Here is a 12,667-nt window from a genome sequence, read left to right on the forward strand (position 1 = left end):
AAACAGAGGTCGACGCAGTTCAGCCTACGGCCTTAACCACAAAACAGTTTGCAGCCATAATAGCTGCTGCAAATCAGCGCGCCGGGGGCTATATTTACAGCAGGTATTAATGATACTGCTTCAAATCCCGTATTTTCTGATCACTGACCGGACGATAATACTATGGAATTAAAGGATTATTACGCCATCCTTGGGGTTGAACGTGATGCAGACCTGAAGGCGATTAAAACTGCCTACCGCCGTCTGGCACGCAAATACCATCCGGATGTGAGTAGCGAAAAAGATGCAGAAGCACAGTTCAAAGAGATTGCCGAAGCTTATGAGGTGCTGAAAGATGAGCAGCGCCGCGAAGAATATGACACGCTCTGGCAACACCGCAATGATCCCCGATTCAATTCGCACCAGTCTGCCGGAGAGTCATACAGCGCCGGTGATGCCGGTGAGCATGCCGATTTTTCTGATTTCTTTAATTCGGTGTTTGGCCAGCAGAGACAGCAAGACCATCAGCCCCGGCCGCGGCGGGGTCAGGATATAGAGACCGAGGTCGCGGTATTCCTGGAAGAAGCCCAACAGGGTGAAACCCGTACCATTCGTTACAGCCTGCCGGTATATAACCTGTTTGGCCAGGTCGTGCAGGAAATTCCGAAAACCCTGAATGTGAAAATACCGGCCGGTGTCGGTGACGGTGAGCGTATCCGTCTTAAAGGCCAGGGTGCCCCGGGATCCGAGGGTGGCGCTGCCGGCGATCTTTACCTGGTGATTCGTATTGCGCCGCATCCGTTGTTCGATGTGGTGGGGAATGACCTGGAAGTCGTGCTGCCTCTTGCTCCCTGGGAAGCGGTACTGGGCACTAAGGTTCAACTTCCTACCCTGCAGGACAGCATTTTACTGACAATTCCTGCAGGGACACAGGCCGGACAACGGCTGCGGGTAAAAGGCAAAGGATTGGCGGGTAAAAAACACCAGGGAGACCTGTACGCCATCATCAGGATAGTGGTGCCACCGGCGGGCAATTCGGCCAGCCGTGAATTGTGGCAAAAACTGGCGGAGGCCGAAACCGGCTATGATCCGCGCCAGGGTTGGGGGAAAAAATAATGGCAACTGTGAATATCCGCTTTACGGTCACCGAATTTTGTCTGCATACCGGGGTTTCGGTCACCGAGCTCACTGAGATTATCGGTCTGGGAGTACTGGAACCGGTCGACCAGCAACCCCGGGTTCAGGAGTGGTTGTTTGATGAGGATGCACTGGCTGTCTGCATGCGTGCGCAGCGATTACGTAGGGAGCTGGAACTGGACTGGCCTGGTATCGCGGTAGCATTGTCATTGCTTAACGAAATTGACCGGCTGAACAGCGAAAATCGTCAGCTTAACCAGCGCTTACTGCGGTTTATGGCTGACCAGTAATAAGGCATCACTCAACCCCGAAATTTGGGGTTGGCTGACAATAGCCAAATGGAAAGTTTAATGAGCAAAAAATTGTATGTATTGCAGGTGCAACCGGAAGGTAAAATCCTGGAGCTGGACCCGGATAACGGTGAGTTACGTACCCTGGTGGATGGTCTGAAAACTCATCCTGACGGTATCGCGCTCGACCGGGCCGCTAACAAATTGTATGTCAGTTTTATGGGTGCCGAAATCAGCCCGGATTCGCTGGAGTTTTTCCAGGCGGATGGCCGCCTGGAATCCATGACCATTGAAGGTACAGACCGACGATTACTGGTGGGGAACGGGCTGTTTGTCACCGGCAAACAGCTGGTACATGATGCCCAAAACCACTGGCTCTACTGGTGTGACCGTGAAGGGATGAGGGTATTCCGGGCCAGAGAAGATGGCAGTGACATTACCGTACTGGTGCAGGCGGGTCTGTTCCCGGCCCAGTGCCGCGATTATACCCGCCATTGTGTTGGGCTCGCTGTTGACCATCAGCGTGGCCATATTTACTGGACACAAAAAGGTCCGTCTAAAGGCGGTAAGGGCAGGATTCTGCGGGCAGGGCTGACACTACCGCAGGGGGCAGAAGCAGATAATCGTCCGGACATTGAAGTGGTCATGGCGGACCTTCCAGAGCCAATTGATCTGGAATTTGATGCTGAGGCAGGAGTGATGTACTGGACCGACCGTGGTGATGCTACAAAGGGCGGAAATTCACTGAACAGCGCCCGGCTGGTGGATGGCCGGTTCACCGATCATCAGATTCTGGCACGCGGACTGGAAGAGGGGATTGCTCTGGTGAGTGACCCCGAAAGTGGCAGAATGTGGCTGACGGATCTCGGAGGCAATGTCTGGGAATACTCGCTGACCCGGGGCGGACCGTTACGGCCTATCTTTAAACTGGGTCCGCTGACGGGCATTACCTACGGCTGATCCGGGAATTTATCTCCCGGTTGTTATGATTTTCTGCCGGAGCCGCGGTTTACCAGGGATATTGCCGACTCAACTTTTCATATCTGATTACTCCCGGAGATCGCAGAAAATTACAGCGCTTCCGGAGGAACTTCGGTCAGAGCTTCAAGCTGGGCTTCACCTGCTTCATCCGTGGGCAGATAGACCAACAGGCGAGAGCCGTCCCTTGGGGCAGAAAACCAGTTCATTTGCTGTAAGGTAATCGGGCCCAGTAGCGGATGTATAAATTGTTTAATATGGTTTTCAATGCTGCGAATTTCGTAGTTTTGATACCATAAACGTTGAAAGCAGGCTGATACCGAAAAAAAACGCTCCAGTAATATCTGCCAGCGTGGGTCACTGCCGTGTTCCGCCATCCCCGCGCGGTAATATGAGACAAAGAATGACAACATCTGCTCATCGTCAGCACTAAAGCGACTGCGCCAGCGAGGATCGGTCAGAAAAAGATACAGACAGTTTCGATCTTCCGGATCAATATCGTCCAGCGGTACCCCCATCAACTGACAGAAACTGTGGTTATAGCCAAGGATATCGAAATTAGGTTTTTGCATGGCGGCCGGGTTTGGCATCAGCGAACGTAACAGCCGTTGTGAAGCCGGACCTGCCTGCTGGCACCCCCCCTGTGCCGGTGTTTCAGGTACCGGTAAGCCTGCCAGAATGAACAGATGTCGGGTTTCTGCCGGAGTACACTGCAATGCTTCGCTGACCGAGGCCAGCACGGCAGCAGAGGGTCTCATCTCCCGTCCCTGTTCCAGCCAGGTATACCAGGTCACTCCGACATCCGCCAGCATCGCCACTTCTTCACGCCGCAGGCCCGGGGTACGACGGCGCCCGCTGCGCGGCAGGCCCAGCCGCTGTGGGTCCAGGCTTTCTCTGCGGGTTCTCAGAAAACTGGCGAGTAACTGGCGGCTGTTTTTCGGGGGAGTTCTTATATCCGACGGAGTGGTAATCAGAGTCATAGAGAGTCCTGCATAGTAGTGCCAATACCAGTATAAGCAGGCACTGGTACCCTGTTAAATAATCATAAATACTACGGTCAGAAAATAAATAAAGCAACGGAGCACTTATGAGCATTTCACCTGTATCTCCAGGCAGAGCAGGGCTTACCTTACTGCTTATCGCACAAATGTTACCGATGATTGATACCTCGATTACTAATGTCGCGCTGGATTCAATCACCCGTTCACTGTCCACCACAGCGACAGATCTTGAACTGATTGTTGCATTGTACGGGGTAGCATTTGCGGTATGTCTGGCCGTCGGTAGCAAACTGGGAGATAACTACGGACGCCGCCGTGTATTGACCGGCGGAGTACTGCTGTTTGGGCTGGCATCACTGTTCTGTGGACTGGCCGGCAATGTACATTTGCTGCTACTGTCACGGACCCTGCAGGGAATTGGCGCGGCACTGATACTCCCGCAGATTCTGGCGACACTGCATGTCACCCTGAAGGGGACAGCCCATGCCAGGGCCATTAGTCTTTACAGTGGCATTGGCGGGATTGCCTTTATCATTGGTCAGGTGGGGGGAGGCTGGCTGGTGTCTGCAGATTTTGCCGGTCTGGGCTGGAGAAACGCCTTTTTTATTAATGTTCCCATATGCCTGCTGGTATTGCTGTTCAGTCATCGTTATATCCCGGAGACACGCAATGAAAAGCCATCGCGTATCGACTGGCAGGGCAGTAGTATTCTTGCGGTAATCCTGTGTTGTTTATTATTCCCGCTGGCGCTGGGCCCTTCACTGCACTGGCCCTGGCAAATGCAGTTGGCACTGCTGGTGACGCTGCCGCTGGCTCTGTTGATGCGCCAGGGAGCAGTCAGGCAACAACTTCGCGGACAACAGCCGTTATTACCCCCGCGGTTACTGAAACTGCCAACGGTTCGTTTTGCCTTGTTGATTGCATTACTGTTTTTTACCTGCTGGTCAGGGTTTATGTTCTGTATGGCACTGACACTGCAGGCCGGATCAGGCCTGGGCCCTATGCAGTCGGGTAACAGTTTTATTATGCTGGGGATTTCCTATTTCCTGGCCGCCTTAGTGGCGCCGAAACTGATCCGCCGTCACTCTATCGTCCCGGTTTTGTTAGGAGGAATTACCGTTCAGGTGGTCGCTATTCTGGTGCTGATTGCCACATTACACTGGTGCGGTAATTCCCTGAGTGGTATCGATATTGCCCCCGGAACACTGTTGATGGGCTGTGGTCAGGCGATTATTGTGAACAGCTTCTATCGTATCGGGATGCGGGAAATCCAAACCAGTGATGCGGGGGCGGGCAGTGCTATCCTGAGTACACTGCAGCAGGCGATGCTGGGGCTGGGGCCGGCAGCGGCCGGGGCTATTTATCTGCATCTTCACCATTCCAGTCACGGTAACTACGCTCAGGCGATGTCGGGCTTTCTGGTGGCTGAAATGCTGATGATGCTTCTGCTGGCAGCCGCTACGGTGTATCACCGCAAACTGCTGCATGAAACAGAACATGTCCCTGAGGCAGTGGTTGTACCAGCAGACTAGCCTGAATAAGGAATTCTCCTCCCGCTCACCGGGCGGGAGGCTCAAAGGAAATCATCGATGCTTAAAGATAACTTTAACGAATTACAACAATTCCTGGTGGTGGCCAGGGAGCGCAGCTTTACCCGCGCCGCAGCACGGCTGGGGGTGTCACAGTCTGCCCTGAGTCATGCCATGAAAGCGTTGGAAGCCAGGCTTAATCTGCGTTTACTGACCAGAACGACCCGCAGTGTGGCACCGACCGAAGCCGGGGAGAGACTGATAGCCTGTCTGGAACCCCGGCTGAATGAGCTGGAACGTGAGCTGGATACGTTGCTGCATATCAGCGGGCAGCCCTCCGGAAGCCTGCGCTTATCTGTCAGCGATCATGCATTACGTACTTTGCTGTGGCCGAAAATTAAGCCCTTTTTGATAAAATATCCGCAGATTAAGCTTGAGCTGGTGGCAGATAACAGTTTTGTCGATATTGTGGAAGGTCGTTTTGATGCGGGAATCAGGTTGGGGGACAGCATCGAAAAAGATATGGTAGCAGTACGTATTGGCCCTGATTTTCGCATGGTAGTGGTCGGGGCACCCGACTATCTTGCAGCCCATGGTGTACCTCAGACCCCGCAGGATTTGCAGCAACATATCTGCCTGAACATGCGTCTGCCCAGCGCAGGTGGGCTGTATCACTGGGAGTTCGTCGTAGAGGGTAAATTGCTGCGGGTGAAAACGGAAGGGCAGCTTATCCTTAATTCACTCAGCGAACGGATTGATGCTGCCGTTTCAGGATTAGGACTGGCCTTTGTCCCGGAAGATATGGTCACCCGGCAACTGAATGACGGTCGTCTGAAACTGGTGCTCGATAGCGGATGCCCGACGTTTCCTGGTTATCATCTCTATTATCCCAGTCGCCGGCAACATCCGCCGGCATTCAGCCTGCTGATAGAGGAACTGCGCTGGCAACCTTCGGTCGGGTAATATCCCGGACAGGGTGGCGGTTAAGACCCTTGTGGACAAAGGGATAACCGCTGCCAGAAGGCGGCGGTGGTTCACCGGTCTTATGCCGTCTGTAGGGCTTTCTCTCTGACCCATTGTGCTAACAACTGTGCGTCACTGCTGAGTTCGGTATTGAGGATGAAAAGAGATTTATCGGTTTATCTGCTTCCTGAGGCAGGCAGGGAGAAGAACAACAAATTATTCCTGGTTCAGGCTACACGCAATAACCTGACGGCTGACAGACGATACAGACACTCATCCAGGTGTCGCTATCAGAAAGGCGGTGAATCGTCCCTGAACGATGTTTTTTCTCAGGGTGAAGCAAGAATCAGCGGTGGAACAATACTCCGGCCCAGACAATAACCGTCATTACAACGGCAACTAACTGAGCGGCACCACCAATATCTTTTGCTCGTTTCGATAACGGATGTATTTCGTCTGAAATTCTGTCGACGACAGTTTCAATGGCAGTATTCAGCAGTTCGACGACCAGTAACAAGAAGCTACAGCCAATTAACATTAATTTTTCAAGCAGGCTGGCATGCAGAAAAAATATGATGATAAACAGAACAATATTAATAAAAAACAATTGCCGGAACGCATCTTCGGTCTTCAGCGCATCAATAAAACCCGCCAGAGAATTATTAATACTGTAAGTGAGACGGCTTATTCCTTTTTTCTTTTCCAGGGGCATGCGAACACTCTTATTATTTAGCCTGCAGACAGTATGGGTAACGGGTTACGCATAGCAGGATATCAGGCGCAGATGAATGAGTAACATAAAACAGCATCAGGGCGGCTAAAACAAGGCCTGATATCCCCCTTGAAAGGGAAATGTTCAGGCCTGCAAATACCGGCGGGTAGAGGCCGTGTGCTGATAATCAGTAATTACAGTTGTTTTTCATACAGGCGATAGCGTTTGTACGGTACGGCCCCGATTTTTTCCAGAATGGTGCGCATACCGGTGTTAGATTCGAGAATCCATGACATTTCCAGCGCATCTATCTTGCGGCGGGCAAAGGGGTCACGCAGTGCTTCAATCAGCAACAGCGCCATAACAGGGCCCATACTGCTGAACTGATAATCATGACGTACCCCCATGAGCGGTACACGCGCGGTACGGACGCCACTGACTTTCAGACGCCACAACAGTTTAGCCCAGCCAAACGGGAACAGACTACCCTTAAGATCGCTGATGGCTTCATTAATATTGGGCAGCCCGACAATAAATGCACAAGGTACACCCTCAGCTTCGGCAATATAGATCATATCGTCCGGTACCAGATACTTAAGCTGATCACCCATGGTGGCGAATTCATGTTCGGTAAAAGGGACAAAACCCCAGTTGTTTTGCCATCCGGAGTTGAAGATTTCACGTAATACCTGCATCTCTTCGGCGAACTTTTTACGGTTCAGCGGGCGAATCGTGACTTTTTTCCGTACCCGTGCCATCAGTTTGCTTAATGATTCAGAAAAGTGCAGATCAGTACGTTTCATCCAGTAGGCCAGCAGATCGATTCCTTGCTGATACCCTTGCTGCTCCAGGTATTTGGCGTAATACGGTTTACCATGAATCATCAACGCTGAGGGCGGAGTATCAAAACCGTCAATCAATAAGCCACTTTCCTGATTAATATTGAGGCTGAACGGGCCGGTGATTTTAAATGCCCCTTTAGATTTCAGCCATTCTTCGGCGGTGGCAAATAAAGCATCGAACACTTCTTTATCGTCAATCGCATCAATCATGCCAAAGTGGCCGGTATCCTGACCATAAAGTTCGCGGTGCAACGTATCAATCTGGGCTGTAATCCGTCCGGCAATTTTCCCGTCTTTTCTGGCAATCCAGGCTTGCCATTCAACGTGCTCAGAGGCAGGGTTCTTTTTAGACAGGTGCTCTTCACGTTCAAGGAATAACGGGTCAATCCAGTTAGGGTCATTAGCGTAAAGGGAAGAAGGGAAGGCAATGAATTCTTTAAAACCTTGTTTACCCTGTACTTTTTCAATCTGAATCATAAAAAACCTTTATTGTTAAGCATCGGCTTAAAGAAATACATTTTTACAAAATAGCATTCCTGTGTAGCGTGCAAATAATGATGGGGGGCGTCATCCCGGTACGCAGAGAATGTCACAGGGCTTTAGCAATGAGCAATAGACGTTACTTACCAACAGGGAACAAGAGTAACTTTCCCGGGCTGCAAAGTAATGCCAGAGCATATGATCAATCGTTAAGCAATTGATGCTTTTATTAAAAGTAAGACGTAACTAATATTTAATGCAATTGACTTTTCGTATAAGAATATTTCTGTTGCGCAAAGGGAACTTTCTTTTACCACTTAATGCTTTTAACTAAATCACCTTAAATCAGTAGTTCACTTTTACAGAACTTCCGGTTACTGTTTACGATGTGTTTAAGTTGAGTCATGAACCTGTAATAATTTATTTTTACATGGTGATGATCTTATGACGAATGTCAATGGCGGTTTACACGTTTCAGCCCTGAGACGATGAATCACCGAACCCCGGAAGGTGGCCTGGCCGGGCGATGGACAGGGCCGAATAATGGATTATTCAAAGAGCGTCTTAAAAATAGAATATCAACTTTTTCATCAATGGTGTGATTCACGGTTGGTGATTTGAATTTATGGCTAATTTGTCTATGTCAGAAACAAGCTCTACCCATTCTCTTCCCATGCGTTACGCAGATTTCCCCTCCCTGGTCGAGGCGTTAGATTACGCATCCCGGGGGGATACCGGGATGAATTTTTATGACCGGCGTAACCAGCTGACCGATGTGCTGGAATACCGGAAACTCAGAGACCATGCGGTGACAGGAGCAAAACGGTTGCTGTCTCTGGGCCTGAAAAAAGGGGATCGCGTTGCCCTGATAGCTGAAACCAGCGTCGGATTCGTCGAATCCTTCTTTGCTTGTCAGTATGCAGGATTGGTCGCGGTTCCTTTGGCGATCCCGATGGGAGTCGGTCAGCGTGCATCTTACATTACGAAACTGCAGGGGCTTATCAACAGTTGTGCACCCGCAGCCATCATCAGTAGTGAAGAATGGGTACCGTTAATTACTTCGGCAACAGAAGATGCCCCCCCAACGCATATTCTTAGCAATGACGATTTCCACGCATTGCCTGAAGCCGATATTGAACTGCAGAAACCTGCGCCGGAGGATATTGCTTATCTGCAATATACCTCTGGCAGTACCCGTTTCCCGCGCGGCGTGATTATCACCCAACGTTCGGTTATGGCGAATTTACAGGTGATCAGCCACGACGGTATTAAATTACGTGCCGGCGACCGCTGTGTCTCATGGTTGCCGTTTTATCATGATATGGGGCTGGTAGGCTTTCTGCTGACTCCGGTAGCAACTCAGCTTTCCGTAGATTATCTGCGCACTCAGGATTTCGCGATGCGTCCGCTGCAGTGGCTGAAACTCATCGATAAAAACCGTGGCACTGTCACTGTCGCACCCCCTTTTGGTTATGATTTATCACTGCGTCGCAGCAGTGAAAAAGAGATATCCGGTCTGGATCTTTCCTGCCTGAGGGTTGCAGGTGTCGGTGCTGAACCGATTCCTGTCGAACTGCTAAACCAGTTCAGTGAGCATTTCTCGGCGATTGGTTTTAATCGTAATGCCTTTATGCCTTGCTACGGGCTGGCGGAAAATACTCTGGCGGTGAGTTTCTCTGACGAAAACAAGGGTGCACAGGTGAATGAAGTCGACCGTGACATTCTTGAATACGAAGGTCGGGCTGTAGCACCCACCAGTAAATCCCGCGCGATTTCTTCATTTGTGAATTGCGGGAAACCGCTGCCGGGTCATCGTATCGAAATTCGTAGCGAAACCGGTGAAGCATTACCTGAGCAGCAGGTCGGGCATATCTGTATTTCCGGACCGAGCCTGATGAGTGGCTATTTCCGTGACCCGGTCACTCAGAAACAGATCCAGACGACAGGCTGGATGGATACCGGGGATCTGGGTTACCAGTCCGAAGGTTATCTCTACGTCACCGGGCGTAAAAAAGACTTAATCATTATTCGCGGCCGTAACATCTGGCCTCAGGATATTGAATATGTGGCTGAGTCTGAGCCTGAAATCCATGCCGGTGATGCCATTGCGTTCGTGACTGAAGAGCATGGTGAATCGGCACGTATTATTCTGCAAATTCAGTGTCGGGTCAGTTCAGAAGAACGCCGTGGGCAGTTGGTTCACTCCTTATCTGCCAGCATTCAGAGCGAATTCGGGATTGCCGTGGATATTGAGTTACTGCCGCCACACAGTATTCCCCGAACTTCATCAGGAAAACCAGCCCGTGCAGAAGCTAAAAAGCGTTGGATGACTTCTGCTATTTACGCTCCGGTACAGATGCCTGGTTTTGTTCAATGACATTAACGGTTGCCATTACCGGGGCAACCGGCTTCATCGGCAGGCAGATCACTGAAGATCTGCTGGCGCGTGGATGCCGGGTCCGGGCACTGACCAGATCGGCACGACAAAGTCCTGATGATAACCTCGTCTGGGTACGCGGTTCACTGGAAAATCCGCAGTCGCTGGCGGAACTGGTGAGCGGTGTTGATGCTGTGGTTCATTGTGCCGGTCAGGTCAGAGGCAGCAATGAGGCGGTTTTTACTGAATGTAATGTGACCGGCAGTGCGTCGGTCATGCAGGCAGCACAGGCGGCCGGCAGTTGTAAAAAATTTCTGTTCATCTCCTCTCTGGCTGCGCGCCATCCTGAATTGTCCTGGTATGCAAACTCAAAATATGTTGCTGAACAGCAACTTCAGACACTGAGTGGCGATATGACGCTGGGCATTTTCCGGCCGACTGCCGTTTATGGTCCCGGGGATAAAGAGTTAAAACCTCTGCTCGATGGTTTGTTGCGCGGCGTACTCCCGCAACTGGGCCGCAGGGATGCCACTCTGACCTTTATCCATGTCACTGATATGGCTGCTGCTGTCAGGCAGTGGTTGCTGTCGGACGACCCACAGGGCGGTATTTATGAGCTTTGTGATGGCATCACCGGGGGCTACAGCTGGTCGCGGATGCAGCAGATTGGGGCAGCGGTACGGCAGGGGCCGGTCAGACTGATCCCTGTTCCACTGGCCTTACTGAAACTGATGGCCACTTTAAGTATGATGTGGAACCGGCTGGTAAAAACGGAGCCGATGCTGACACAGAGTAAAATCCGGGAGTTAACCCACCCGGACTGGACAGCCAGTAATCAACAGTTAACCAACGCTGTTGGATGGGTTCCTGAGGTAAGTCTGGAGCGCGCGCTGCGTGAAGGTCTATTTTAATTAACTGAGTAGAGGTTGTACAAAGCTCTTATGCTAAATCGCGACGCTGTGATGAATTATATTCTGACTTGTCTGCAAGGTATTGTTGAAGGCGGATTAGAAATTAAACCAGATAGCGATCTTGTCAACGATCTGGGCCTTGAATCCATCAGAGTATTGGATTTGCTGATGATGTTGGAAGATAAACTGGATATTTCTATCCCGATTAATATTCTGCTGGATGTCAGAACCCCCGAGCAGCTGTTGAATGCCCTGCAACCTTATCTGGAGAAATCAAATGGGTCTTTATGATAAATTTTCCCGTTTGATGAGCGAACGTGAACAATTCAGTACTTCCGGGCTTAATCCTTTCGGCACCTGTATCGATGAAATCTATTCAGCGACAGAAGGGCGGATCGGTGATCATAAAATTATTCTGGCCGGCACTAATAACTATCTGGGAATGACCTTTGACCCTCAGGCGATTGCCGATGGTCAGGCGGCGCTGGCGCATCAGGGCACCGGCACCACGGGTTCACGAATGGCGAACGGCAGTTACGGCTCGCATCTGGCACTGGAAAAAGAACTGGCGGAGTTCTTCGATCGCCCGACAGCCATCGTTTTTTCAACCGGTTACACGGCAAACCTGGCGGTAATCAGTACCCTGGCGGGTCCCGGTTCTGTGGTGTTAATTGATGCTGACAGCCATGCCAGTATCTATGATGCCTGTGCGCTGGGGGGCGCTGAGATTATCCGCTTCCGGCACAATGATGCTGCGGACCTCGAAAAACGTATGTTACGACTGGGTGAGCGCGCTAAAGATGCGCTGATCATTGTCGAAGGCATCTACAGTATGCTGGGTGATGTGGCTCCGCTGGTTGAGATTGTCGAAATCAAAAAACGTCTGGGGGGGTATCTGCTGGTCGACGAAGCCCATTCCTTCGGTGTGATGGGGAACAAAGGCCGGGGCCTTGCAGAAGATTTAGGCGTTGAGGATGATGTTGATATTATCCTGGGCACCTTTAGTAAAAGTCTGGCGTCCATTGGTGGTTTTGCTGTCGGCAGCAAAGCGATGGATGTATTACGTTACAGCAGTCGTCCGTATATTTTCACCGCTTCTCCTTCTCCGGCCAGTATTGCTTCGGTGCGTGCCTCTTTACGTAAGATTAGCCGCCAGCCGGAATTAAGAGAAAAATTGTGGAAAAATGCTCACCGGTTATATCAGGGACTGGCGAAAACCGGTTACGAATTAGGGCCAAGAATTAGTCCGGTGGTTCCGGTCATTATCGGTTCCAAAGAAGCGGGTCTGGAATTGTGGCGCGCTCTGATTAACAAAGGGGTTTATGTCAACCTGGTATTACCACCGGCAGCCCCGGCAGGAGTCACATTGTTACGTTGCAGTGTTAATTCAGCGCACAGCGATGAAGAGATTGATAAAATAATTCAGGCATTTGCGGAACTGAAATCTTAATAAAAAAAACGCTCCGAG

General features: G+C 50.8%; 12 protein-coding genes. 9 read left to right on the forward strand and 3 right to left on the reverse strand.

From position 1 onward, the window contains the following. Positions 1 to 162 precede the first annotated feature (162 nt). From cbpA to HA49_RS02790, 3 genes are read left to right on the forward strand one after another with little or no spacing between them, the layout of a single operon-like run. Positions 163 to 1,095: a curved DNA-binding protein gene (cbpA, locus tag HA49_RS02780; RefSeq protein WP_038020300.1), complete on the forward strand. Its 933-nt coding sequence runs from the start codon at positions 163 to 165 to the stop codon at positions 1,093 to 1,095. Then, positions 1,095 to 1,406: a chaperone modulator CbpM gene (cbpM, locus tag HA49_RS02785; RefSeq protein ID WP_038020302.1), complete on the forward strand. Its 312-nt coding sequence runs from the start codon at positions 1,095 to 1,097 to the stop codon at positions 1,404 to 1,406. Before cbpA ends, cbpM begins: the two co-directional genes overlap by 1 nt. A gap of 60 nt (positions 1,407 to 1,466) precedes the next feature. Then, positions 1,467 to 2,366: a hypothetical protein gene (locus HA49_RS02790; RefSeq protein ID WP_052752419.1), complete on the forward strand. Its 900-nt coding sequence runs from the start codon at positions 1,467 to 1,469 to the stop codon at positions 2,364 to 2,366. A gap of 110 nt (positions 2,367 to 2,476) precedes the next feature. On the opposite strand, the gene HA49_RS02795 is transcribed toward HA49_RS02790, so the two are convergent. Continuing rightward, positions 2,477 to 3,364, reverse strand: a complete 888-nt coding sequence (locus tag HA49_RS02795; protein WP_038020308.1) for a helix-turn-helix transcriptional regulator — start codon at positions 3,362 to 3,364, stop codon at positions 2,477 to 2,479. A gap of 107 nt (positions 3,365 to 3,471) precedes the next feature. On the opposite strand from HA49_RS02795, the gene HA49_RS02800 reads away from it, so the two are divergent. Continuing rightward, positions 3,472 to 4,917, forward strand: coding sequence for an MFS transporter (locus tag HA49_RS02800; protein WP_038020310.1), 1,446 nt, complete (start codon positions 3,472 to 3,474; stop codon positions 4,915 to 4,917). Between the two features lie 57 nt (positions 4,918 to 4,974). Continuing rightward, positions 4,975 to 5,877, forward strand: a complete 903-nt coding sequence (locus HA49_RS02805) for a LysR family transcriptional regulator (RefSeq protein WP_038020315.1) — start codon at positions 4,975 to 4,977, stop codon at positions 5,875 to 5,877. 346 nt (positions 5,878 to 6,223) lie between these two features. Here HA49_RS02805 and HA49_RS02810 read toward each other — a convergent pair whose 3' ends face one another. Then, complete coding sequence (locus HA49_RS02810) at positions 6,224 to 6,589, reverse strand: diacylglycerol kinase (protein ID WP_038020318.1); 366 nt, start codon at positions 6,587 to 6,589, stop codon at positions 6,224 to 6,226. Between the two features lie 194 nt (positions 6,590 to 6,783). Continuing rightward, positions 6,784 to 7,908, reverse strand: a complete 1,125-nt coding sequence (locus tag HA49_RS02815) for a hypothetical protein (protein WP_038020321.1) — start codon at positions 7,906 to 7,908, stop codon at positions 6,784 to 6,786. A gap of 643 nt (positions 7,909 to 8,551) precedes the next feature. Between HA49_RS02815 and HA49_RS02820 the strand changes: the two genes are divergently transcribed. The 4 genes from HA49_RS02820 to spt are packed head-to-tail and all read left to right on the forward strand — an operon-like array spanning position 8,552 to position 12,649. Then, entirely contained in the window at positions 8,552 to 10,288 is a 1,737-nt protein-coding gene (locus HA49_RS02820; protein ID WP_211259038.1) for a fatty acyl-AMP ligase, read from the forward strand. Further along, a complete protein-coding gene (locus HA49_RS02825; protein ID WP_038020328.1) occupies positions 10,285 to 11,199 on the forward strand; it encodes an NAD-dependent epimerase/dehydratase family protein in 915 nt (304 codons plus the stop codon). Before HA49_RS02820 ends, HA49_RS02825 begins: the two co-directional genes overlap by 4 nt. Positions 11,200 to 11,229: 30 nt before the next feature. Beyond that, complete coding sequence (locus HA49_RS02830; protein WP_038020331.1) at positions 11,230 to 11,490, forward strand: acyl carrier protein; 261 nt, start codon at positions 11,230 to 11,232, stop codon at positions 11,488 to 11,490. Beyond that, positions 11,477 to 12,649, forward strand: coding sequence for a serine palmitoyltransferase (gene spt, locus HA49_RS02835; protein WP_038020334.1), 1,173 nt, complete (start codon positions 11,477 to 11,479; stop codon positions 12,647 to 12,649). The genes HA49_RS02830 and spt overlap by 14 nt, the downstream gene beginning before the upstream one ends. Positions 12,650 to 12,667: the final 18 nt, after the last annotated feature.

The organism is Tatumella morbirosei, assembly GCF_000757425.2.
GTDB lineage: Bacteria > Pseudomonadota > Gammaproteobacteria > Enterobacterales > Enterobacteriaceae > Tatumella > Tatumella morbirosei.

What these genes read in the sequence shown, in the direction of transcription:
- cbpA (WP_038020300.1), top strand. Translation starts at nt 163, where the DNA reads ATGGAATTAAAGGATTATTACGCCATCCTTGGGGTTGAACGTGATGCA.
- cbpM (WP_038020302.1), top strand. Translation starts at nt 1,095, where the DNA reads ATGGCAACTGTGAATATCCGCTTTACGGTCACCGAATTTTGTCTGCAT.
- HA49_RS02790 (WP_052752419.1), top strand. Translation starts at nt 1,467, where the DNA reads ATGAGCAAAAAATTGTATGTATTGCAGGTGCAACCGGAAGGTAAAATC.
- HA49_RS02795 (WP_038020308.1), bottom strand. Translation starts at nt 3,364, where the DNA reads ATGACTCTGATTACCACTCCGTCGGATATAAGAACTCCCCCGAAAAAC.
- HA49_RS02800 (WP_038020310.1), top strand. Translation starts at nt 3,472, where the DNA reads ATGAGCATTTCACCTGTATCTCCAGGCAGAGCAGGGCTTACCTTACTG.
- HA49_RS02805 (WP_038020315.1), top strand. Translation starts at nt 4,975, where the DNA reads ATGCTTAAAGATAACTTTAACGAATTACAACAATTCCTGGTGGTGGCC.
- HA49_RS02810 (WP_038020318.1), bottom strand. Translation starts at nt 6,589, where the DNA reads ATGCCCCTGGAAAAGAAAAAAGGAATAAGCCGTCTCACTTACAGTATT.
- HA49_RS02815 (WP_038020321.1), bottom strand. Translation starts at nt 7,908, where the DNA reads ATGATTCAGATTGAAAAAGTACAGGGTAAACAAGGTTTTAAAGAATTC.
- HA49_RS02820 (WP_211259038.1), top strand. Translation starts at nt 8,552, where the DNA reads ATGTCAGAAACAAGCTCTACCCATTCTCTTCCCATGCGTTACGCAGAT.
- HA49_RS02825 (WP_038020328.1), top strand. Translation starts at nt 10,285, where the DNA reads ATGACATTAACGGTTGCCATTACCGGGGCAACCGGCTTCATCGGCAGG.
- HA49_RS02830 (WP_038020331.1), top strand. Translation starts at nt 11,230, where the DNA reads ATGCTAAATCGCGACGCTGTGATGAATTATATTCTGACTTGTCTGCAA.
- spt (WP_038020334.1), top strand. Translation starts at nt 11,477, where the DNA reads ATGGGTCTTTATGATAAATTTTCCCGTTTGATGAGCGAACGTGAACAA.